The organism is Nocardiopsis sp. CA-288880 (assembly GCF_050955985.1).
Classification (GTDB): domain Bacteria; phylum Actinomycetota; class Actinomycetes; order Streptosporangiales; family Streptosporangiaceae; genus Nocardiopsis; species Nocardiopsis tropica.
This window is the reverse complement of record NZ_CP192105.1, coordinates 70,793-89,428: the sequence shown is the minus strand read 5'-3', so window position 1 is coordinate 89,428 and position 18,636 is coordinate 70,793. Positions and strand designations below refer to the sequence as shown.

Annotated in this window: 24 protein-coding genes and 1 pseudogene; 13 read left to right on the top strand and 12 right to left on the bottom strand. The window is 70.6% G+C overall.

What is annotated here, in order from left to right; translation table 11 throughout:
• Position 1: 1 nt before the first annotated feature.
• Both pknB and ACQPYD_RS00415 read left to right on the top strand, forming a co-directional pair.
• Positions 2–1,858: a Stk1 family PASTA domain-containing Ser/Thr kinase gene (pknB, locus tag ACQPYD_RS00420; RefSeq protein ID WP_433699287.1), complete on the top strand. Its 1,857-nt coding sequence runs from the start codon at positions 2–4 to the stop codon at positions 1,856–1,858.
• Positions 1,859–2,056: 198 nt separating this feature from the next.
• On the top strand, positions 2,057–2,311 hold the full coding sequence (locus tag ACQPYD_RS00415; RefSeq protein ID WP_330157940.1) for a cell division protein CrgA: 255 nt from the start codon (positions 2,057–2,059) through the stop codon (positions 2,309–2,311).
• 252 nt (positions 2,312–2,563) lie between these two features.
• On the opposite strand, the gene ACQPYD_RS00410 is transcribed toward ACQPYD_RS00415, so the two are convergent.
• The gene (locus tag ACQPYD_RS00410) at positions 2,564–3,484 is read right to left on the bottom strand and encodes a rhomboid family intramembrane serine protease (protein ID WP_433699286.1); all 921 of its coding nucleotides are present in this window, start codon (positions 3,482–3,484) and stop codon (positions 2,564–2,566) included.
• 45 nt (positions 3,485–3,529) lie between these two features.
• Positions 3,530–4,054, bottom strand: coding sequence for a peptidylprolyl isomerase (locus tag ACQPYD_RS00405; protein WP_433699285.1), 525 nt, complete (start codon positions 4,052–4,054; stop codon positions 3,530–3,532).
• Positions 4,055–4,386: 332 nt separating this feature from the next.
• On the opposite strand from ACQPYD_RS00405, the gene ACQPYD_RS00400 reads away from it, so the two are divergent.
• Complete coding sequence (locus ACQPYD_RS00400; RefSeq protein WP_330157937.1) at positions 4,387–4,968, top strand: hypothetical protein; 582 nt, start codon at positions 4,387–4,389, stop codon at positions 4,966–4,968.
• Between the two features lie 169 nt (positions 4,969–5,137).
• Here the strand turns inward: ACQPYD_RS00400 and ACQPYD_RS00395 are convergent, their stop codons facing one another.
• Positions 5,138–5,779, bottom strand: coding sequence for a DUF1707 and DUF4870 domain-containing protein (locus ACQPYD_RS00395; RefSeq protein WP_433699284.1), 642 nt, complete (start codon positions 5,777–5,779; stop codon positions 5,138–5,140).
• Between the two features lie 342 nt (positions 5,780–6,121).
• A pseudogene (locus ACQPYD_RS00390) lies at positions 6,122–6,430 on the bottom strand (WhiB family transcriptional regulator); the annotation flags it as partial.
• A 1,110-nt stretch (positions 6,431–7,540) separates the two neighbouring features.
• Here ACQPYD_RS00390 and ACQPYD_RS00385 point away from each other — a divergent pair.
• The 6 genes from ACQPYD_RS00385 (at position 7,541) to ACQPYD_RS00360 (ending at position 11,028) form a co-directional block, all read left to right on the top strand.
• The gene (locus tag ACQPYD_RS00385; RefSeq protein WP_433699283.1) at positions 7,541–7,816 is read left to right on the top strand and encodes a hypothetical protein; all 276 of its coding nucleotides are present in this window, start codon (positions 7,541–7,543) and stop codon (positions 7,814–7,816) included.
• The gene (locus ACQPYD_RS00380; protein WP_433699282.1) at positions 7,813–8,490 is read left to right on the top strand and encodes a DUF2637 domain-containing protein; all 678 of its coding nucleotides are present in this window, start codon (positions 7,813–7,815) and stop codon (positions 8,488–8,490) included. The genes ACQPYD_RS00385 and ACQPYD_RS00380 overlap by 4 nt, the downstream gene beginning before the upstream one ends.
• A 136-nt stretch (positions 8,491–8,626) precedes the next feature.
• Complete coding sequence (locus tag ACQPYD_RS00375; protein ID WP_433699281.1) at positions 8,627–9,868, top strand: helix-turn-helix domain-containing protein; 1,242 nt, start codon at positions 8,627–8,629, stop codon at positions 9,866–9,868.
• An 84-nt stretch (positions 9,869–9,952) separates the two neighbouring features.
• Positions 9,953–10,342 (top strand): hypothetical protein, encoded by a 390-nt coding sequence (locus tag ACQPYD_RS00370; protein ID WP_433699280.1) that lies wholly within the window; start codon positions 9,953–9,955, stop codon positions 10,340–10,342.
• 245 nt (positions 10,343–10,587) lie between these two features.
• Positions 10,588–10,782: a BldC family transcriptional regulator gene (locus tag ACQPYD_RS00365; RefSeq protein WP_433699279.1), complete on the top strand. Its 195-nt coding sequence runs from the start codon at positions 10,588–10,590 to the stop codon at positions 10,780–10,782.
• A 60-nt stretch (positions 10,783–10,842) separates the two neighbouring features.
• Positions 10,843–11,028, top strand: a complete 186-nt coding sequence (locus ACQPYD_RS00360) for a hypothetical protein (RefSeq protein WP_433699278.1) — start codon at positions 10,843–10,845, stop codon at positions 11,026–11,028.
• A gap of 57 nt (positions 11,029–11,085) precedes the next feature.
• Here the strand turns inward: ACQPYD_RS00360 and ACQPYD_RS00355 are convergent, their stop codons facing one another.
• Complete coding sequence (locus ACQPYD_RS00355; RefSeq protein ID WP_433699277.1) at positions 11,086–11,343, bottom strand: hypothetical protein; 258 nt, start codon at positions 11,341–11,343, stop codon at positions 11,086–11,088.
• Between the two features lie 105 nt (positions 11,344–11,448).
• Here ACQPYD_RS00355 and ACQPYD_RS00350 point away from each other — a divergent pair, with 105 nt between their 5' ends.
• Both ACQPYD_RS00350 and ACQPYD_RS00345 read left to right on the top strand, forming a co-directional pair.
• Positions 11,449–11,592, top strand: coding sequence for a hypothetical protein (locus tag ACQPYD_RS00350; RefSeq protein ID WP_433699276.1), 144 nt, complete (start codon positions 11,449–11,451; stop codon positions 11,590–11,592).
• Positions 11,593–11,678: 86 nt separating this feature from the next.
• A complete protein-coding gene (locus tag ACQPYD_RS00345) occupies positions 11,679–11,855 on the top strand; it encodes a hypothetical protein (RefSeq protein ID WP_433699275.1) in 177 nt (58 codons plus the stop codon).
• A gap of 74 nt (positions 11,856–11,929) precedes the next feature.
• Here ACQPYD_RS00345 and ACQPYD_RS00340 read toward each other — a convergent pair whose 3' ends face one another.
• From ACQPYD_RS00340 to ACQPYD_RS00310, 7 genes are all read right to left on the bottom strand, one after another.
• Positions 11,930–12,235: a hypothetical protein gene (locus ACQPYD_RS00340; RefSeq protein ID WP_330157302.1), complete on the bottom strand. Its 306-nt coding sequence runs from the start codon at positions 12,233–12,235 to the stop codon at positions 11,930–11,932.
• Complete coding sequence (locus tag ACQPYD_RS00335; RefSeq protein WP_433699274.1) at positions 12,232–12,588, bottom strand: hypothetical protein; 357 nt, start codon at positions 12,586–12,588, stop codon at positions 12,232–12,234. The genes ACQPYD_RS00340 and ACQPYD_RS00335 overlap by 4 nt, the downstream gene beginning before the upstream one ends.
• A 334-nt stretch (positions 12,589–12,922) precedes the next feature.
• Positions 12,923–13,165, bottom strand: coding sequence for a hypothetical protein (locus tag ACQPYD_RS00330; RefSeq protein WP_433699273.1), 243 nt, complete (start codon positions 13,163–13,165; stop codon positions 12,923–12,925).
• Positions 13,166–13,229: 64 nt separating this feature from the next.
• A complete protein-coding gene (locus ACQPYD_RS00325) occupies positions 13,230–14,249 on the bottom strand; it encodes a hypothetical protein (protein ID WP_433699272.1) in 1,020 nt (339 codons plus the stop codon).
• A gap of 50 nt (positions 14,250–14,299) precedes the next feature.
• The gene (locus tag ACQPYD_RS00320; protein ID WP_433699271.1) at positions 14,300–15,715 is read right to left on the bottom strand and encodes a DUF3631 domain-containing protein; all 1,416 of its coding nucleotides are present in this window, start codon (positions 15,713–15,715) and stop codon (positions 14,300–14,302) included.
• Positions 15,712–16,578, bottom strand: a complete 867-nt coding sequence (locus ACQPYD_RS00315) for a bifunctional DNA primase/polymerase (RefSeq protein ID WP_433699270.1) — start codon at positions 16,576–16,578, stop codon at positions 15,712–15,714. The genes ACQPYD_RS00320 and ACQPYD_RS00315 overlap by 4 nt, the downstream gene beginning before the upstream one ends.
• Positions 16,575–16,763: a helix-turn-helix transcriptional regulator gene (locus tag ACQPYD_RS00310; protein ID WP_433699269.1), complete on the bottom strand. Its 189-nt coding sequence runs from the start codon at positions 16,761–16,763 to the stop codon at positions 16,575–16,577. Before ACQPYD_RS00310 ends, ACQPYD_RS00315 begins: the two co-directional genes overlap by 4 nt.
• A gap of 129 nt (positions 16,764–16,892) precedes the next feature.
• Here ACQPYD_RS00310 and ACQPYD_RS00305 point away from each other — a divergent pair, with 129 nt between their 5' ends.
• Both ACQPYD_RS00305 and ACQPYD_RS00300 read left to right on the top strand, forming a co-directional pair.
• Entirely contained in the window at positions 16,893–17,390 is a 498-nt protein-coding gene (locus tag ACQPYD_RS00305) for a helix-turn-helix domain-containing protein (RefSeq protein ID WP_433699268.1), read from the top strand.
• Positions 17,387–18,550 carry a tyrosine-type recombinase/integrase gene (locus ACQPYD_RS00300; protein WP_433699267.1) on the top strand — a complete coding sequence of 388 codons (1,164 nt, stop codon included), beginning with the start codon at positions 17,387–17,389 and terminating at the stop codon, positions 18,548–18,550. Before ACQPYD_RS00305 ends, ACQPYD_RS00300 begins: the two co-directional genes overlap by 4 nt.
• The last annotated feature ends 86 nt before the right edge of the window (positions 18,551–18,636 follow it).

The window sequence follows — 18,636 nt, the reverse complement described above, 5'->3', positions numbered from 1 at the left end:
CATGTCCCAGCCCCGGCTCCTTGGCGGACGCTACGAGCTCGACGTCGTCGTCGGGCGCGGTGGCATGGCCGAGGTCTACCGCGCGCGCGACCTGCGGCTCGACCGGCTCGTCGCCATCAAGACCCTCCGACACGACCTGGCACGCGACCACGTGTTCCAGGCGAGGTTCCGGCGGGAGGCCCAGTCGGCCGCCTCGCTGAACCACCCGGCCATCATCGCCGTCTACGACACCGGCGAGGACATGGTCGAGGGGGTGTCCATCCCCTACATCGTCATGGAGTACGTGGACGGGCGCACCCTCAAGGAGCTCCTGGACGACGACCGCAGGCTCCTGCCGGAACGCTCCGCCGAACTGGTCGACGGCATCCTCAAGGCGCTGGAGTACAGCCACGACAACGGGATCGTCCACCGCGACATCAAGCCCGCGAACGTGATGCTGACCCGCAACGCCGAGGTCAAGGTGATGGACTTCGGCATCGCCCGGTCGATGAACGACGACCAGGCGACCATGACCCAGGCCTCGCAGGTCATCGGCACCGCCCAGTACCTGTCGCCCGAGCAGGCGCGCGGCGAGCGGGTGGACCCCCGCAGCGACATCTACTCGACGGGCTGCGTGCTCTACGAGCTCCTCACGAGCCGGCCGCCGTTCACCGGCGACTCCCCCGTGTCGATCGCCTACCAGCACGTGCGCGAGGACCCGGTGCCGCCGACCGAGGTGGACCCGCAGATTCCCGACTGGCTGGAGGACATCACCCTCCGGGCCATGACCAAGGACCGCGAGGAGCGCTACCAGAACGCCGCCGAGATGCGGGCGGACATCCAGCGCGGCCTGGCGGGGATGCCCACCCAGGCGGGCACCATGGCGATGGCCACCGCCGGTGCGACGACGGCGCTCCCCCCCTCGAACGACCGGTACGACGACTACGACGACCGGTACGAGGACGACCGCTACGACGACCGCTACGACGACGAGCGGAAGAAGGGCGGCGCCGGCAAGGCCGCCCTCTGGGTCCTCCTCGCCGTCGGCGTGATCGCCTCCCTGATCCTGGTGTTCGTCCTGTTCAACCGGGGTCCCTCCGAACCTGAGACGGTGCCGGTGCCGTCGGTCGCCGGATCCACCGAGGAGGAGGCCCGGGCGACCCTCACCGAGGCGGGCTTCGAGGACGTCACCTCCGAGCCCCGGGCCGACGACGAGGTCGAGGAGGGCACGGTCATCGAGACCGACCCGCCCGCCGACAGCGAGACCGCGGTGACGGAGGAGATCGTCCTCTTCGTCTCCTCCGGTCCGGGCGACGTGGCGATCCCCTCCGTGGAGAACCAGAGCGAGGCCGACGCCGTCAGCACCCTGAACGAGGCGGGCTTCGAGAACGTCACCCCGGAACAGAGGTCGGACGACAGCGTCGCCGAGGGCAATGCCATCGGCACCGACCCGGCCGCGGGCGAGGACGCCTCCCCGGACACGGCGATCACGCTGTACATCTCCTCCGGACCCGACCAGGTGGCGGTGCCCGACCTCCGCGGCATGACCCGCGGGGGAGCCGAGTCCGCCCTGGGCCAGGTGGGCCTGAGCGCCTCCTTCCAGGAGCAGGAGACGGCGGACCAGCCGGAGGGCACGGTCATCTCCCAGTCGCCCGAGGCGGCGCAGATGGTCGCGCCGAACACCACGGTGACCGTCACGATCGCGACGGCACCGGCGGAGGAGGAGCCGCCGACGGACTCCGAGGAGACCCCTCCGGGCCCGGGGGAGGGGACCCCGCCGGGCGAGGGCGGGACTCCGCCGGGGCAGGAGGGGCCGGACGGCTTCGTCTTCCGCCCGCAGGACTTCCGTCCGCAGGAGTGGCACCCGGCCTGGCAGTAGGGGCTCCGCAGAGCGGGACGACGGGCCGTACCCCGAGGGGTGCGGCCCGTCCGCCGTTCCGGCCCCGTGTGGCCTGGGGCGTTCCGGCGCCGGCGGCCGCGCCCCGGATCCCCGGCGTCCCACCGGTGACGGGGGCTCCCCCCTGGGCGTAGACTGTGTTCTCGTTCCGAACCGCCCCACCGTACTGGAGCAGCGACCGTGCCCAAGTCCCGCAACGATCGCAAGAAGAAGGCTGTCTACACTCCGCCTCCTTCCAAAGAGAAGCCGAAGGTCAGCCCGCGTTGGCTCGTGCCGACGATGCTGGGCTTCTTCGCCCTCGGCATTCTCTGGATCGCGGTCTACTACATCGCGGGCGACCACGTCCCGTACATGCAGGACTGGCAGAACTGGAACCTGCTGATCGGCTTCAGCGGGATCATCGTGGCCGTCGTCCTCTCCACGCGCTGGCACTGACCCCCGCCGAGCGAACGCCCGACCGACCCGACGCCCCCGGGGCGAGCGGTGTCTCGGACGTGCGCGGAACGCAGCCGTCAACGGTCGTGCGAGCCGCGCCCCTTATAGGGCCTGAACAGCCCATATTCATGTTTTCCACAGGGTTATCCACAGGCTGTGGGTAGCTCTGTTCGTCATGCCCGCACCGGGGTGGACCCACGGAACGACGTCGGCCCCGGAGGAGAACCCCCGGGGCCGACGAGGCGACGGCCCTCAGCCGAGGACGATCACCGGCGCAGCGGCCACCAGGACCGCGAGCAGGGCGACGAGCGCGGCGACCAGGAGGGCGTGCGTCAGCGTCCGGGACGACGCCTTGGCCTGCCGGCCCGGCAGGTAGGCGAACACGGCGCCGACGGCGAGCCCGGCCACCAGTCCTCCGATGTGCGCGGTCCAGGAGATGTTCGGGACCACGAAGGTCAACACGAGGTTGACCCCCATCAGCACGAGCACCATCCGCAGGTCCAGGCCGAGCCTCTTGCCGATCACGAGCACCGCGCCGAAGAGGGCGAAGATCGCGCCGGAGGCGCCGACGGACAGCTGTGTGGGCGCCGCCAGGAGGCTCAGCACCGAACCGGAGAGCGCGCCGACCACCCACAGGGCGAGGAACCGCCCGTGGCCCAGCCAGCGTTCCAGCTGCGTCCCGAGGACGTACAGGGCGTACCCGTTGAACAGCAGGTGGAAGATGCTGCCGTGCAGGAACGCCGCGGTGATCAGCCGGTACCACTCGCCCGTCATCACACCGCGGAGCGTCCCGTCCTCCCACCGGCCGAAGCCGAGCATGGCGAACTCCCGGACCAGCCCGGAGTAGCCCGCCTGACCGATGGGGTCGGACGTGCCCAGCTGGGCGATGAACCCGGCCGCCATCAGGCCCAGGAGCGTCCAGGTCACGTAGGGCTTGGCGACGGTCCGGCCCCCGAAGGGCGTCCGGGTCCGGCGCACGCCCCGGTTCCCCTCCGCGACGCACCGGGGGCACTGGAAGCCCACCGACGCCTCCACCATGCAGTCCGGGCAGATGGGCCGTTCGCACCTGGTGCAGCTGACCCCGGTCTCCCTGTCGGGGTGCCGGTAACAGGTGCGCGGGGCCGTCGGCCCCGGTTCCGGTGCCGCACCGGACGGAGGCGGGGGCGCGGTCATGGTCTGTCTCTCACTCCTCGGTGTCCTGGCCTGCTCATCGGTCGGCTAGCGGGTGATCTCGATGCTGTTGATCACCACGTCCTCGCGGGGACGGTCCTGGGAGTCGGTCTCCACCTTGGAGATCTCGGTGACCACGCCGTCCCCCTCGACGACCTCACCGAAGATGGTGTGGCGGCCGTCGAGCCAGTACGGCTTCTCCACGGTGACGAAGAACTGCGAGCCGTTGGTGCCGGGGCCGGCGTTGGCCATGGCCAGCAGGAACGGACGGTCGAAGCGCAGCTTCGGGTGGATCTCGTCCTTGAAGGTGTAGCCGGGGCCGCCGCGGCCGGTACCGAGCGGGTCCCCGCCCTGGATCATGAAGCCGTCGATGACACGGTGGAAGATCGTGCCCTCGTACAGGCTGCTGTTGGAGGGCTTGCCCGTGGTCGGGTCCATCCACTGCTTGGTGCCCTCAGCCAGGCCGATGAAGTTGGCGACCGTCTCCGGCGCCTCCTCCTCGAACAGCTTGACGACGATGGTTCCCTTGGAGGTGTTCAGCCGCGCAGTGGGCTGACCGTTGGAGTCCGACACCTACGTGCCTTTCGGTCGACTTCGTTTACGTGCTCACGTTACCCGTCCGGTTCCCGGGCTCGTCCGAAACCCGGCGGACCGCCCCGGAGCCGGGCGGTGTGGGACGGAGCATGCCGGTGTGGTGTGAGGGACGGCGATACGTGGGAAGGACGGGACGGAGAAGAACCCGTCCGTTGGTGTCGAAACTCCGATCGCCGACGGAGAGGACGTATGTTGAGATAACACCCGGATAACGGGGAAGGACGACGAGGAGCCGCCCATCGTGGCTCGACGCGTCGGCCACGCCGGGTGGGGACCGTAGGAACCGGTGAACGATCGAAGGAGCTGACGACGTGCCTAACACTGCCAAGCGTCGCAAGGAGGCCGAGGCGACCCTCGCCCGTCTGCAGGACCTTGCCAAGGAGCAGGCCGACCGGCTCGGCCCGTATGCCGACCAGGCACGGGACCAGGCTTCCCTGAAGCTCCTCCAGGCGCGTGGCTGGACCGCCCCCCGGCTGGAGACCGCCGCGCTGCGCGTGGAGGACACCGTGGCGCCCCGTGTGGCCGGGCTCCTCAGCGCCGCGGCGCAACGCGTCGACCCGAACCCGGGTCGCAGAGGACTGCGGCTGCTGAGCCGCGGAGGCCGCCGGATCCCCCGCGGGCTCCTGATCGGCGGCGCCGCCGTGGTCGGCGGCGTGGTCGTGTACTCGCTGATCCGCCTGCGGCAGGCGTCGCAGGACGCGGAGTGGCAGGAGCACCTGGACCAGGCCCGCGACCAGGTCCGCGAGACCCGCGAGAACCTGGAGGAGAAGGCCTCCGACGCGGCCGACAAGGCCACGGAGACCGCCAAGGCCGCCAAGGGCAAGGCCAAGGAGACCGTCCGCGCCGCCTCGGGCGACAACCGCGCCAAGGAGAACGGGCGCCCCGGCCGGTAGAGGCCGACTGACGGGTGCCCGGCAGGACGACGACACGACGACAGACGGACCACCGCGTCCGGCGGCGAGGGCGGCCCGCCCCCGCCGACGCGGCGGTTTCATCCCCTCCGGCCGGGGCGGGTCCTCCCGCCCCGGCTCCGTCGTGTCAGGGACGGAGACGCGTGTCGGCTCAGTCGTCCTTGAGGAAGCGGTAGGGCGTCGGGTAGCGCCAGTTCCTGCCGGTGAGGCTCGCGACGGACGCGATGGCCGGCAGGACGAGCCAGCCCAGGGCGATGGCGACGACCAGGACGATCGGCAGGGCCAGCCAGACGAGCAGCAAGCTCGTGATGCCTCCGACGAGGCAGAAGAGCTGGAAGTTGAGTGACTCCAGGGCCTGGCGCCGGACGTACGGCGAGGTCTTGTCGCTGGCCAGGAACATCACCAGGGGCGCCACGACGGGGAAGAGGTAGTTCCCGCCGTGGGCGGCCGCGGCCCCCACGCGTTCGGCGGGGGAGCTGGGCAGGGGCTCCTTGGGCCCGGGCTTCTGCCCGCCGCCCGGACCGGTCGAGCCGAACGGGGACGCCCCCGATCCGGCGGGGGAGCCCTGCGGCGTCACCCCGAGGTCCTCGGTCAGAGGGGCCAGGTCGGCGCCGAACTTGGCCTTCATGGCCTTGCCGGTCCGCTCGTCGAGTTCCTCCTCGTCGAGCTGGCCCTGGCTGAAGGCCTCCTGCAACACCCGGATGACGGAGTCGCGTTGCGCGTCGGTGAGGCGAATCTGCGGCTGGGCCTGCGGTTCCCAGGGGCGTCTCGCCGGATACTGAGGGTCCTGCACAGCCACTCCCACTCCCAACGACGACGGGAGCACGGCCCAGTTCAGCCGTACTCCCACCATCATGCGTCACAGACTCGGCCACCGCCATCGGGGCCGTCCCTGATCCTCCCCTGATCCTGCTCTCCCCCCTGGGGTGGAGGCGGACCACGACTTTCGTCTGCCCGACCGGGTCCGGGGACGCCCCTTCCCCGGAGGCCGGTCCGGCTCAGCGGCCCGTGCCGCGGATCAGGCCCGCACCACGACCGGGACCGGAGCCGCCTCCGCCACGTGGACCGGAACGGCCACGGGGACGGTCTCGGCCTCCGCAGCGGGGGTCTCCGCGGCGGTGCCGACCGGCGCGACGGCCCCCGAACGGAGGTCGTCCTGCCGGGCCTGCTCCGCCTCGTAGCGGCGTTCGGCACTGGTCAGCAACTCGTACCAGTTGACCACGTCCTTGCGGCGACGCAGGAGGGCGCGGCGCTCGCGTTCGGTCATGCCTCCCCAGACACCGAACTCGATACGGCTGTCCAGCGCCTCCGCCAGGCACTGGGTACGCACCGGGCATCCCCGGCAGATCAGCTTGGCGCGGTTCTGCGCCGCACCCTGTACGAACAGGGCGTCAGGATCGATCTCCCGGCATTTGGCACGGGCTGCCATCTTCTCATTCCACATGTTGCCCCACTCCCAAGATCAGCATGTGTGGTGATCGGAAATCCGCCGACCGGCGCGACCGTCGGCGGTGAGGAGAAGCGGACCGATCCGATGACGGGGCCGGAGCACGTACGGGGGGCCGTACGGGCCGTCTTCGGCGGTCGATCGTTTCGGCGCGGTGTCTTCCTCGTTGTCGCTGGTGTCGAAACTACGGATCGTCCCAGTTCACCAACAGACCCCAAGAGGCCTATTTCTCATATGGCCCAGTAGGACCATTGCACTGAGAGGGAGTGTCATCATACACACACGCAGAGTCACCGCATGTGGTACGGGCGGGTCCACGTAACCGGAATGAAAGGTCATGGGCAGACCATTCACCGACAAGCCCTATGACCTGCGACTTCATGCCATCCCATGAGCGACTGGCCCCACCCGGACGCGCACGGCCGAAGTGGACTCTCCGTCATCCTTCTCACCCGAACGGACTATAGGCACTCCGGGGCCGCACACGAGCCGCAACACCAGGGTCCCCCTTTTCACACCACGGACGGCCGAACTTTGCGCTACTCATTGGTAACCGAACACAATTCCTACTTTCAAGCCCCAGGTCCCATTGAATACGGGCACACGTCCCCATTCGGGTTTTTCTCCGTATAGCACTCATAGGGCGAACACCGGGCAACGGTTCCGGCTGCTGGTCGGCCGGTCCGGCGGGCGCAGGGGAGCAGCGGAGCAGGGGCCGGAGGACGGCGGCCGGAACCGCCCAGGAGGAGACGGAGCGGCCGGCTCCCGGCCCGCCTGTACCGAATGTGTGCCGGCCCCCGGAAACGCGAAACGGGGACCCCCGTAAGGAGTCCCCGTCACAACGTCTGGTCTGTGCGTTCTCGCTGTGGAGCCAAGGGGAGTCGAACCCCTGACCTCCGGTATGCAAATCTCATTCCGGCGGCTTTGCCACCTGGGCGAATAGCAGCGAATCAACCCTGACCTCGAAAAACAGGTCACTGTGAATCCCGCTAGATACCCCGGCCTCCCGTAGCCATCCGGTCTAAATCCGGTCTAGCAACGGGGCGCCCGGCCAGGTGGCTAGACCTGGTCGGGCGCGGCGGCCGGGCCTCCCAGAAGGCCCAAGCCATGAACCACGTTACCGACTCCGCGCCCGCGTCGGTCTTCTACCCGACGCCCGGCGTCCTTCTCGTGGACGTCGACCTACCCGCCTCCTACTCGGCGGCTGCCCGGCCGCTGAAGCACGACGGGCGGACCTACATCCTGCTCGCCTTCCGATCCCAGATGCCCACGCGGGAGCGCGCCCGAGTGGTGCGCGAAACCGACCTTCTCCCGGGCGAGCTGCGCGAGGCTGTCGCCGCCGAGATCACCCGCGGCGACGTCGCCCAGGCGGTGACCCAGTGACGCGCGGGGACGGCATCGCCTGGTTGGCGTTCGTGACGGGGGCCGTGGTGTCCATCGGCGCGAACGTCCTGCACGCCCTCGACGGGGGCGGCACGGTCGAGGCCGGCCGGGTCATCGCGTCCGGATGGGCGCCCGTCGCCCTCCTGTTGGTCGCCGAACTGGTCGCCCGCGCCCGCACCGCGGGGCCGTGGTGGATCGTCGCCCTGCGGTGGGTTGGTACGGCGGTGGTCGCCGGGGTTGCCGCGGTGGTGTCCTACGGGCACATGCGGGACCTGCTGCTCTCCTACGGGGAGTCGGACCTGGTCGCGCACCTGCTGCCGCTGTCGGTCGACGGACTCCTCCTGGTGGCGTCGCTGGCGCTCGCCGGGCCGGGTGCCCGCGACGGCGCCCAGGGCGTGCCGCGCGGCACGGACGAGGGCGCGGGGCGGCCGGAGCGTGCCGCGCTCGTGCCGACGGTTGCCGCCCGGGGTGGGCGCGACGTGGTGACGGCGTCCCTCGACGAGGACGGGGAGGATCACGGCCAGGAGCACGGAGACGACCGTGCCGCGGCGCGGCAGGCGTACCGTGCCGCACTCGACGAGGGTGTGCCGCTCACCGGCAGGGAGCTTGCCGCGCGGTTCGGCCGGTCGGCGTCGTGGGGTCGTACCCGCATCCGGGAGTGCCAGCAGGGGTGATCCTGGGCTGAGAGCGGGCCGTCCCTTGCCGGGGCGGTCCGCTTCGTCGTGCTGCGGTGGCCGGCAACCCCTGACACTGGAAAGGCCCCGCCCTACTCTGAGAAGTGCGACCAACCCAGAGAAGACGAGGCCCGATATGTCACAGCCTACCCCCGACCCTGCAGACGCGGCACTCACCTTCGGACAGCGGCTGAAGATCCAGCGCACCCGGCGCGGCATGACCCGGGACATCCTCGCCGGTCTCGTGGGCAAGTCCGCGTCGTGGGTGAAGGCGGTGGAGACCGGCCGTCTCCAGACGCCGAAGCTGGCAATGCTCCTGCGGCTGGCAGAGGCGTTGCGGGTGCGGGACCTCTCCCAGCTCACCGGCGACCAGTCCATGCCCATCAGCCTGTTCACCGGTCCAGGGCACCCGCGGCTGTCCCAGGTCCGCGCCGCTATCAACGCGCTTCCCTCCCTGTCCCCGCGGGAGGCCCCGCCAGTCATGCACCTGCGGGCCCGCCTCGACCAGGCATGGTCGGCGCGTCACTCCTCGCCCCATCATCGGGAAGTGCTGGGCCAGCTCTTGCCGGCGTTGATCGAGGACGCGCAGCTTGCCGCTCACCAGTCCGACGACCGCGCCACCCGGCGAGCGGCCCAGGCGATCCTTGCCGAGGTGTACGCGCTCTCTCAGTTCTTCATCGCCTACCAACCCGCTCAAGACCTCTTGTGGCGCGTCGCGGAGCGCGGCATGGTTGCCGCCCACGACTCAGGCGACGTGCACGCCATCGGCGTCGCCTCGTGGTTGATGGCCCAGGCGCACCGCGACGCCGGAGATTGGGACGCGGCCGATGTGGTGACGTCACGCACCCTGGAACTCCTCGACCGGTGTGCCGACACCGACGTCGTCAGCGTCGCGGCGATCCGGGGCGCGATGCTGTTCGAGGACGGGTATACGGCGGCACGCCGGGGCGAGACCGGCGCGGCGTGGGCGCGGTGGGACGCGGCGAACGAGGTTGCCGCCCGGCTCCCGAGCGGCTACTACCATCCGGTCACCTCGTTCTCCCAGGCGGTCATGGGCGCGCACGCCGTCACCATCGCCGTGGAGCTGCGTGCCGGTGGCGAGTCGGTGCGGCAAGCCGCTCGTGCCGTGTCGGCACGGATTCCGTCGCGTCCGCGCCGCGCGCGGCACGAGATCGAACAGGCGCGCGCCTACTACCTCGACGCCCAGCCCGAAGCGGCGTTGGCGGTGCTGGAAGCCGCCCACGAGGCGGCACCCGAAACGATCCGCTTCAACGGGTATGCGCGGCGGATCGTCCTGGAAGAGTTGGATGAGCGGGACGGGCGCAGGCAGCAGCGCGCCTCGGAGTTGGCGGACCGCTTGGGACTGTTGACCGTGTGATGCCAAGGGGGCACATTCTGTGCCCTCTGTTGCCCGCGTGCGCGCTTAGCGTCGTCCTCACCCCAACCTCCGAGGTGAGCGATGATGACCGACCAGCGCGCGGACGACCGGGCGCCCCTCCGTACCCGCGCGTCCGCTATCGAGATCATCGCGGCCGACCACCCCGCGTGGGAGATCAGCCGCGACCGCGATGGCGCCGCACACGGCCACTGGCGGGCCACCCGCGGGGAGGCAGTCGTGTCCGCGCCGACCACGCCCGAACTCCTCGACGCCCTGGAGGCGCACGAACTCGACCGGCTGCGCGCCGAACACGTCGGGCGCTGGAAGGTGTGGCGGACCCCCCGGTACTGGATGGCCAGTGCCCTGGTCGTCGGGGTCGAGCCGACTCTCATGGAAGAGAGCGCCGACGCCCTCGAAGCACGGATGATCAACCCGGGCACGTGGGGACAACAGACCCGAACGGGCACGCCGTGACCCTCGCCGAGTTCGCCCGGCTCACCGCGCCGCGCACCACCCGCGACCCCGCGACCGCCACCACCGGCGGTCCCCTTCCCCGCAGGCGCGCCCGCACCGCGCCGACCGTCCCCGCACCACGAGGAGAACACCGTGAGCAGCCACGGCCCCGATCCTGACGATGCACCGCTCACCGACGATGAACAGGACGCCGTCGACCGGCAGGGCGACTACATGGGATGGCAGGACGAGCAGGGGGAGAACCAGTGACGACCGCCCCGATACCCGACCCCGGCCCCCTGCTCACCCCCGCCGAGGTCGCCCGCCTGTTCCGGGTGGACCCCAAGACGGTCACCAGGTGGGCGCTCGCCGGGCGGATCAGCAGCCTCATGACCCCGGGCGGGCACCGCCGGTTCCGTGAGGCCGAGGTACAGGCGCTCCTACAGGAGCGTCCCTTGTAGCCGCCCCGCTTGCTGGGCGATTGTCACTACGCACGGATACCGTCAAGACACGGGAGGCACGTGACAGAGGAATTCCACCTACGGGTGCGCATCCGCATGACAGCAGACGAGCGCCGGTCCTGCCGGTCCGAGCACGCCATGGCCGACAGCGAGTCGCTCCGCGAGCGACTCGCCGCCATCGTCGCCGTGGAACTCGACGGGCTCGGAACGGGCAACGGGTGGTGGCACGAGGCGCACGTGAACTGACGCCGGACACAGACCGCGCCCCCGCTCCTCCCACACGGGAGGGGCGGGGGCGTTTCGTCATGCCCGCTTGCCCTTGGAGATCTGGTCGATCCGGGCGGGGCTGAGGCCCAGCTCGGCGGCAAGCGCGCGGACGGTGTGGCCCTGGGCGCGGAGGTCGGCGACGGCAGGCTGCCGCACCTCCTTCAGGGCCGCTTCCACCTCGCCGAGACCGGCGAGGATCTCGCCGATGAGCTTGGCGCGGGCGAGCGGGTCGGCCTCCTCGCTGGCGAGCTCGGGGAGTTTGCGCAGCTGGGCAAGGGTTTCGGGGATGTCCATGCCACTGAGTCTAGGCGTCTGAACTTTTTTTGTCCAGGCGGGTTGACATTCTTGTCTAGGCGCATATACAATGAAGACACAAGAGAATAGAGAGGAGGTGAGAAAGTGAGCATCTTTCAGGTGATCACGCTGATCATCGCAGTCGCCGGACTCACACTCGCGATCGTCCGCTACATCCAGGACAATCCGAAGGTGGGCAAGGGACGACACGCGATCGGTCGCCACCGCAAGCGCCGTAACAAGCGCTAACGGGAGGGCCCGGGGTAAGAGAGATACCCCGGGTCCGCCCCTCCTCTCAGGATCGCACACACCACCCCCGAACAGGAAGGCAGACCATGAGCACGAAGACCGCCGTCCGGATCGCCTACGCGACCCTCGCCCTCGCCCTGATCACCGCCGCCATCGGCACCCTTTCCCAGGGCACCGCCTGGTGGGTCTGGGCCATCCTGGCCCTGCTCGCCGTCGGCGTCGCCACCGTCCACATCCTGGCTCGGCGCGCCGGCCTCATGTAGACAGCGAACGCCGGCGCCCCGCCCCTCCTACTCGGAGAGGCGGGGCGCCGGCGTCTCCCGACAGGCGGGGCCCATCAGCCGGGGTCTGGCGTCGTGCGGCCGCGCCGACTCGCGCGCAACTGCTGCGCCTCGCTGACCACGCCGGGCGGGGGCGGTTCGACGCCGGGCACCTGGGCGGCCGGGCGGGGCCCGAACGCGCGCCCCGGGCCCTCCCAGGCGGGCCACACGGGGACGCCCGTCCGCACTTCCCAGGCATCGCACGCGGCCAACCACGTCAGCAGCGCCCGGACCACGTCCCCCTCGGGGTCCCAGTGCTCCACCACGCAGTACCTCACCCACTCCGGGACGTCGACGGCCGCCGGGCGGTTCCGACGCCTCACGAGGCAACCCGGACGCCGTAGGAGCCACGGGCCGCGCCCCGCCGCTGCGGGCGGGCATCCTCTTCACCGCTGGGCAGACGGAGTGAGGCGAGGAGCTTCGCGAGGAGCTGGGACTGCTGGCGCGACTCCACCAACAGCGGGTGCGGGACCTGGTCGCCGTGCCGGTTGGCCACCGTCAGCGGGGCCCCGTCGAGGGCATCGGCCATCTGGTCGAGGCGGTCGGCGCACCGTACCGCCTGGATCAGCAACAGCTCTTCATGCGGGTCGAGTCCGAAGTCGGTCACGACCGACAGCCACAGCTTGCACCCCGCCGGGCCCGTGCCCGGGGGCGGGTCGGGGATCTTCTCTTCCATGCTGCTCACCTCTGCCTGTTACGAATGTAGGTCGCTGACCTGCGGCTTTGTAGAACCGGGGCGCGGAAGGTGCGCCGACCGGGCGCAAGGCCGGATTCCGGCCCCGGAAAACCGCAGGTCAGAGAGTTGCCATAGGGGCTTTTCAGGTCGCGTCCACTGGCCCCGGCTATGACAAGGCGGTCAGCTGGTGTCCCGGCCCCCGGGGGCACTCCCCTGGGGTCTGTGCGGCGCGCACCGCCTGGTCGTGCGGTGAACGGCGCGCGAGAGCGCGGGGTACCCGCTCTCGTCTTCCCTCGCGCGCCGTTCACCGTCGTCTCCTGCCAGTCCGCTGCGCTCAGGCGGCGTCGTTGCCGTCGGCCACCGAACCGAACCCGACGTTCGGCGCCTCGTCTGCGCGCGCTTCGTTCTCCCACTTGGCGAGCAGTTCGCGCGCGGCCTCGTTGCCTGTGCGCGCCGCGTGGCGCAGCCTGCCCCTGTTCACCGCGGTGTCGCTCAGGTCGGCATAGCGGCCGGGGTCGTTCGTGACCCGGGGGTGTTCGCGGCGGTAGCGGCGTCGTCCGGCGTCCGTTGTACTCATGGCGGGGTCCTCTCTCAGGTGGCCGGGGGTGCCGGTTCGGCACCCCCGGGTGCTGGCGGGGCTGTCAGGAACGGGCCGGGTGGCGGTACGCCTCGGCGCGGGCGGCCCGTCCGCGCCGGGCCTGGGCGGCGGCCACCTCGGGGCGGGGCCGGTGGTTCTGGCTGGGGCTCATGTCCTCGGCCGGGGTGTTCTTCACGATGCGCTCCAGCTGGTCCAGGCGCTGGGTCTGCATGATGCCCAGCGCCCCCCGCTCGCTGCGCTGGCGGCGCAGGTAGTCGTACTCGGCCCGCTCGTGCGCGGCCTTGAGCCGGTCGGCGGTCTCCTGGGCCTGCACGGTGGTGGGCACCCAGGCGCGCACGCCGGGCGTGGTGGCGATCCAGGCCAGGTGGGCGGCGTCGGGGCGGGTCAGGTCGCCGGGCCACGGGGCGTCTTCTCCCCAGGGCAGCAGCTCGTGGACGTCGGCGAAGCAGTGGGAGGCGTCCAGCTGCTTGCGGCCCTCGAGGGCGGCGAGCTGGGCGCTGCGCACCTCCGACAGGTCCTCGGCCAGGTCCTCCAGCCGGAGCAGGGCGGCGCGCTGTTCGTCGCCCACGCGCAGGGCAGCAGCGCCGGCGGGGAGGTCGGCCGGGGAGATGTTGAGCTTGCGGGCCTGGGCGATGATCTCGCCGAGCCGGGTGTCGAGGTGGGCCATGACGGTGTCGGTGGAGGCGCGGAGGATGTCGGCGAGCTTGACGAGGAGGTCGGCCGCGGCCAGGCGCAGGGCCTCGCGCTCGGCCTCGGTGGCCTCGGCCTCCCGGCGCAGGGCGGTGATGCGGTCGCCGATGGGGGCGGGCAGGGGGCGCCGGTCCAGGACTGCGGCGACCAGCTCCGCGGCGTGCTCCCGGGTGAGGTCGACGACCTGGGCGTCGATGTCCGCGCCGGGCAGGGTGCGGAGCCGGTCGACGATGTCCTTGCGGCCCTGCCAGGCGGTGCCCCAGCCGGGGACGGTGTCCAGGGCGGCGGCGAGTCCGGCGGGCGGGGCCGGGGTGGGGCCGGGGGTGAACGTGTGGGTGAGGTTGGCGCCGTCGAGGCGGTGCAGGTAGCTCATGGTGGGTTCCTTCCTGGGCGGGCGCCCGCCGGGTGCGGGCGCCCCGGGGGTCATGCGGTGAGCGGTTGGTGGGGGAAGCAGTGGCCGTTGGGGTACAGATCCAGGGCCACGCGGGTGTCGCAGCCGGGGGTCCGGCAGGTGATCGTGGTGGGTTCTTCGCCCTGTGCCGTACCAGCCGTACCAACATCGTTTGTGCTGGTCAGCGTGGTACGGCTGTTTTCCTGGTACGGATCGTTGCGTGCCACCCCGTTCTGCCGTACCTGGCCTGAGCTGGACTGATGACCTTGGTACGGCTGGTACGGGTCACCACCGCCGTTCGGGTCCGTGTCAGCCTGTTCGGGTGCGCAGTAGCGCGCCCAGGCGTCGGAGAACTTCAGTCGGAGGTAGCCCTTGGCGCGGTCGGTGCGGCCCGGCGCGAAGTCGATGTTGCTCGACCTGATGTCGTACTCGGCGAGCAGGTCGGCGAGCTTGCGCGCGGTGAGTCCGTCCCGGCCCCACTCGGCCCAGGGCGCCTCACTGATCCTCTTCAACCCCTCCACAAGGGCGGCCGACTTGACGGCGGTCGGGTGGCCCATGTCCGCGAACACGGCCCGGCAGTCGGTGAGCAGCCGCACTCCGACAGAGGTGGTTCCGTCCGCGTCCTGGGCGCTCGTGAGGGTCTTCGCCGCCTGCCGGGCGCGTTCCGGCCAGGTTCCGCCGGCCGCGTCGGCGAGCGCGATGAGTGGTTCCCAGGTGTCCGCGGCCCTGTCCTCCACCGGCATGTCCGGCTCGGCGTCGCCCAAGGCGTCGAGGTGGGTCGCGATGACGTCGCCCAGGCGCTCGCGTAGGGCGTGCAACGGGAGCTGGTCGCGCCGGTACCGGAACTTGGCCACGTGCTCGCCGGGGGCGCGGCGGCGCATCGTGATGACCACGGCCCGGTCCTCGATCGTGTCGGGCATGGACCCGATCCCTGCCAGCGCCGCCATGGCGAACGTGGGGAACTCCGCGACGGTCTGCTCGGTGCCCTTGCCGACCACGCGCCGGGCCGGGCGGCCCCGCTGGTGTCCGGCGTTGAGCAACCCGCGCAACTCCTCGTTCTGTTCGGCGACCTTGCCGCCCTTGGCCGGGAAGATCGTGTCGGCTTCGTCGAAGATGAGCGTCGGCGGTTCCTCGGCCTCGATGCTGCGGAAGATCGCGGCCGGGGTGGCGTTGACGGCCACGATGGGCTTGAAGCTCAACGCCTCCACGATGTCCAGGCACCGCGACTTGCCGCACCGCTTCTCCGGGGCCTTGATCACCAGGCGCGGGGCGTGGTCGGCGGCGGCCTGGGCGTGCGTTGCCGCGCACCACAGCGCGAGAGCGTCGACGGCCTCGGCGGTGGGCAGCACCACGTAGCGGGTGAACGCCTGGTGTACCTCGTCCAGGAGGCCGGACAGGGAGTCGCCCTGGTCGAGGTCGCCCAGGGTGTACTCAACAGCGGTGGTCACGCGCTCACCTCCTTGCGGCGCAGGGCCGACATGATCGTGGCCCGTGCGGCGGGCTCGGGCAGACCGATGCCGACAGCGGCGGCAAGGAGCTGGTCGAGGTCGGCCCCTGCTGCGCCGGACTCCACCGCGCGGCACGCGGCCCAGAACAGGGCGTTGTTGCGGTTGCCCTCCCGCTGACCGGACAGCCAGTCGACCAAGGCGCCGACGCCACGCGGGGTACGGCCGGCGCTCGGTGCGGGTGCGCGCGGCGGCTTGGGTGGGTCGAGGATGCGCTTGATGCGCGCCCAGTCCACCGGGGTACCGGTGGGGCGTTGTTCGGTGAGCACGTAGGGGCGTCCTTGCACGGTCGAGGGTGGGGCGATGACGTAGCCGCCCCGGGCCTTGAAGTCGATGAAGTGGTTACCGAGCCGTCCGCATCCCTGGTCGGTGCCGGTGCGGTAGGCGTGGATGCCACCGGACGGGGTGCGCACGAGGGCGAGGGTTCCGGCCAGCATTCCGGCGCGCACGAGGCGGTTGAACGCGGCGAAGCCGTCGCCGTCCGGCTTGTTGTCGACGTCGATCACGTCGACGGCCGGGGCGCCGGTGGCGATGGCCACGTTCGCGTCGGGGCGGCGCGACCACCACGCGGTGATCCGGGCCGGGTCGGTGGTGGCGTCCTTGACGCCGTGCCGCACGAGGGCGCCGAGAGGTGCCTTGCCGTCCGGCTCACACGGAAAAACCGGCCAGCCGCGCGCGGCGTAGTAGAGCGCGGCCCGTAGGCGCACGGCCGGGTCGGCTACGATGGACTCAGCAAGTTCAGTGGTGAGTTCCACTCCACGACCCTCGGCCAGGCCCGGCCGGGGGTCGTTTGCGTTGGTGCTCATGCGGCCGCGCCGCCCTGGGCCTGGGACTCCTCGTATGCCTCGATGTCAGCGAGGCGGTAACGCACGAGTCGGCCGAGCTTGATCCAACGGGGCCCGGCCCCTCGATAACGCTGGTTGACCAGTGTCTGTTCACCGCACCCCCAGCGCTCCGCGAGTTGGCGGGTGTTCAGTATCGGTCCAGCCACCATCACTTCCCCCTATCAAAACTTTGACTTCCTGATTAGAAGTCTCCATACTATGAAGAACTTCAAGACCTGGGAGGAAGTATGACCCCATCGGTTGCTCCTCGTCAACTGAGGCAGCATCCTGTCTGTATGGCAGAGAACAGCGGACGTACCTACAGCAGCATCGGCCCCACCGGTCAGCAGATCGGACAGAACGTGGCGGTGATCCGGGGGCAGCAGGGGGTCACAACTGAGCAACTGGCCCAACGGCTCACTGACGTTGGGGTGCCGATCAAGGCTTCGGCAATCACGAAGGTGGAGAAGGGGCAGCGGCGCCTGACCGTTGACGAGCTTGTCGCCCTGGCCGTGGTCCTGGACGTCAACCCCAGCGCCCTCATGCTCCCGGTCGAGGTCGACCGCGACCGCCCCGTCGAGATCACGGGGCACGGGGAAGTCCCCGCGGCACGGGCTTGGCAGTGGGTCGACGGGCACAAGCCACTACCCGGTCGAGCCTCGCGCGAACAAGCCGAGCAGTTCGACCAGGCCGTGCGTCCCTGGTGGCTGCGAGCGAACACGCTCACCGTCGCGGACCTCGACAAGCCTCGCTTCCGCCCCCTCGACTACGACGACCCGGAGAACGAGACATGACCCGAGTGTGGATCGACGACATGTCGACCCGGGAGGACTACCGCGGCCGGGTGGCAGCGGCTCGGAAGGCGAAGCGCACCCCGCCCGGCCGATGGAAGGTGCGCTACTACGACCTGCGTGGCAAGGAGCGCGCCGAGACCTTCCAGAAGGAGCCCCAGGCGCAGGCCCGGCGGACCGAGCTCGAAAGCCAGTTGGCTGCGGGCACGTACCGGGACCCCAGGGAGGGACGCAAGAAGCTACGTGAGGTCGCCGAAGCGTGGTTCGCCGCGCAGCACGACTTGAAGCGGTCGACGAAGTCGGGATACCGGGACCACCTCGACCTGTACGTCCTCCCCCACTGGGGAGACGTGGCCGTGGCGGACATCCGGCGCGACGACGTGGTGTCCTGGGTTGCCGGCCTCGTGGACTCCCCCGGGGTCCGCGGTGACAAGCTCAGCGCGTCGTCGGTGCGGAAGATCTACGGCGTGCTGTCGATGATCCTCGACTCGGCCGTGGCGTCGTCGAGGGTCGCCGTGAACGTGGCGACGGACGTCAAGCTCCCTCGACTGCCCGCCTCCGAGCACGTCTACCTCGACCATCGACAGGTTGAGGACCTTGCCGCGGCGGCGGGGGAGTTCCGGACCTTCCTCCTGGTGCTCGCCTACACGGGTCTGCGTTACGGCGAGGCGGCCGCGGTGCGGGTGCGCAACGTCGACCTGGACCGGCGCCGGATCCGCGTCGTCGAGGCGTTCGGCAAGGACGGCGGCGAGGTATACGTGGACACCCCGAAGACGCACGAGCAGCGGTCGGTGCCCGTGCCTCCGTTCCTCGTCGAGGAGCTACGCGAGGCGGTCGACGGCAAGGCGCCGGCCGACTGGGTGTTCACCGCGCCCCAGGGCGGCATGCTCCGGTACGACAACTTCCGGCGCCGGGTGTTCGACCCTGCCGTGGTTGCCGCGTCCCTTGCCGACCTCGGCATCACGGCGCACAAGCTGCGGCACACCGCGGCGTCCCTTGCCATCGCGTCGGGCGCGGACGTAAAGGTCGTTCAGACGATGCTCGGTCACAAGACCGCGACGATGACGCTCGACCACTACGGGCACCTGTTCCCCGACCGCCTCGACGAGGTGGCCGACCGCATGGCGGCGAAGCGTGCCGCCGCCCTCGCACAGGTGGCATGACCCATGCTGCCCGTGCCCGTCCGGTCTAAATCCGGTCCAGACCCCGGAAACACGAAACGGGGACCCCCGTTGAGAGTCCCCGCCTA

Coding starts and splice junctions, on each gene's coding strand:
- pknB (WP_433699287.1), top strand. CDS start 2: ATGTCCCAGCCCCGGCTCCTTGGCGGACGCTACGAGCTCGACGTCGTC.
- ACQPYD_RS00410 (WP_433699286.1), bottom strand. CDS start 3,484: ATGACCGCGCCCCCGCCTCCGTCCGGTGCGGCACCGGAACCGGGGCCG.
- ACQPYD_RS00385 (WP_433699283.1), top strand. CDS start 7,541: ATGAACCACGTTACCGACTCCGCGCCCGCGTCGGTCTTCTACCCGACG.
- ACQPYD_RS00375 (WP_433699281.1), top strand. CDS start 8,627: ATGTCACAGCCTACCCCCGACCCTGCAGACGCGGCACTCACCTTCGGA.
- ACQPYD_RS00370 (WP_433699280.1), top strand. CDS start 9,953: ATGACCGACCAGCGCGCGGACGACCGGGCGCCCCTCCGTACCCGCGCG.
- ACQPYD_RS00355 (WP_433699277.1), bottom strand. CDS start 11,343: ATGGACATCCCCGAAACCCTTGCCCAGCTGCGCAAACTCCCCGAGCTC.
- ACQPYD_RS00345 (WP_433699275.1), top strand. CDS start 11,679: ATGAGCACGAAGACCGCCGTCCGGATCGCCTACGCGACCCTCGCCCTC.
- ACQPYD_RS00335 (WP_433699274.1), bottom strand. CDS start 12,588: ATGGAAGAGAAGATCCCCGACCCGCCCCCGGGCACGGGCCCGGCGGGG.
- ACQPYD_RS00330 (WP_433699273.1), bottom strand. CDS start 13,165: ATGAGTACAACGGACGCCGGACGACGCCGCTACCGCCGCGAACACCCC.
- ACQPYD_RS00325 (WP_433699272.1), bottom strand. CDS start 14,249: ATGAGCTACCTGCACCGCCTCGACGGCGCCAACCTCACCCACACGTTC.
- ACQPYD_RS00315 (WP_433699270.1), bottom strand. CDS start 16,578: ATGAGCACCAACGCAAACGACCCCCGGCCGGGCCTGGCCGAGGGTCGT.
- ACQPYD_RS00305 (WP_433699268.1), top strand. CDS start 16,893: ATGGCAGAGAACAGCGGACGTACCTACAGCAGCATCGGCCCCACCGGT.
- ACQPYD_RS00300 (WP_433699267.1), top strand. CDS start 17,387: ATGACCCGAGTGTGGATCGACGACATGTCGACCCGGGAGGACTACCGC.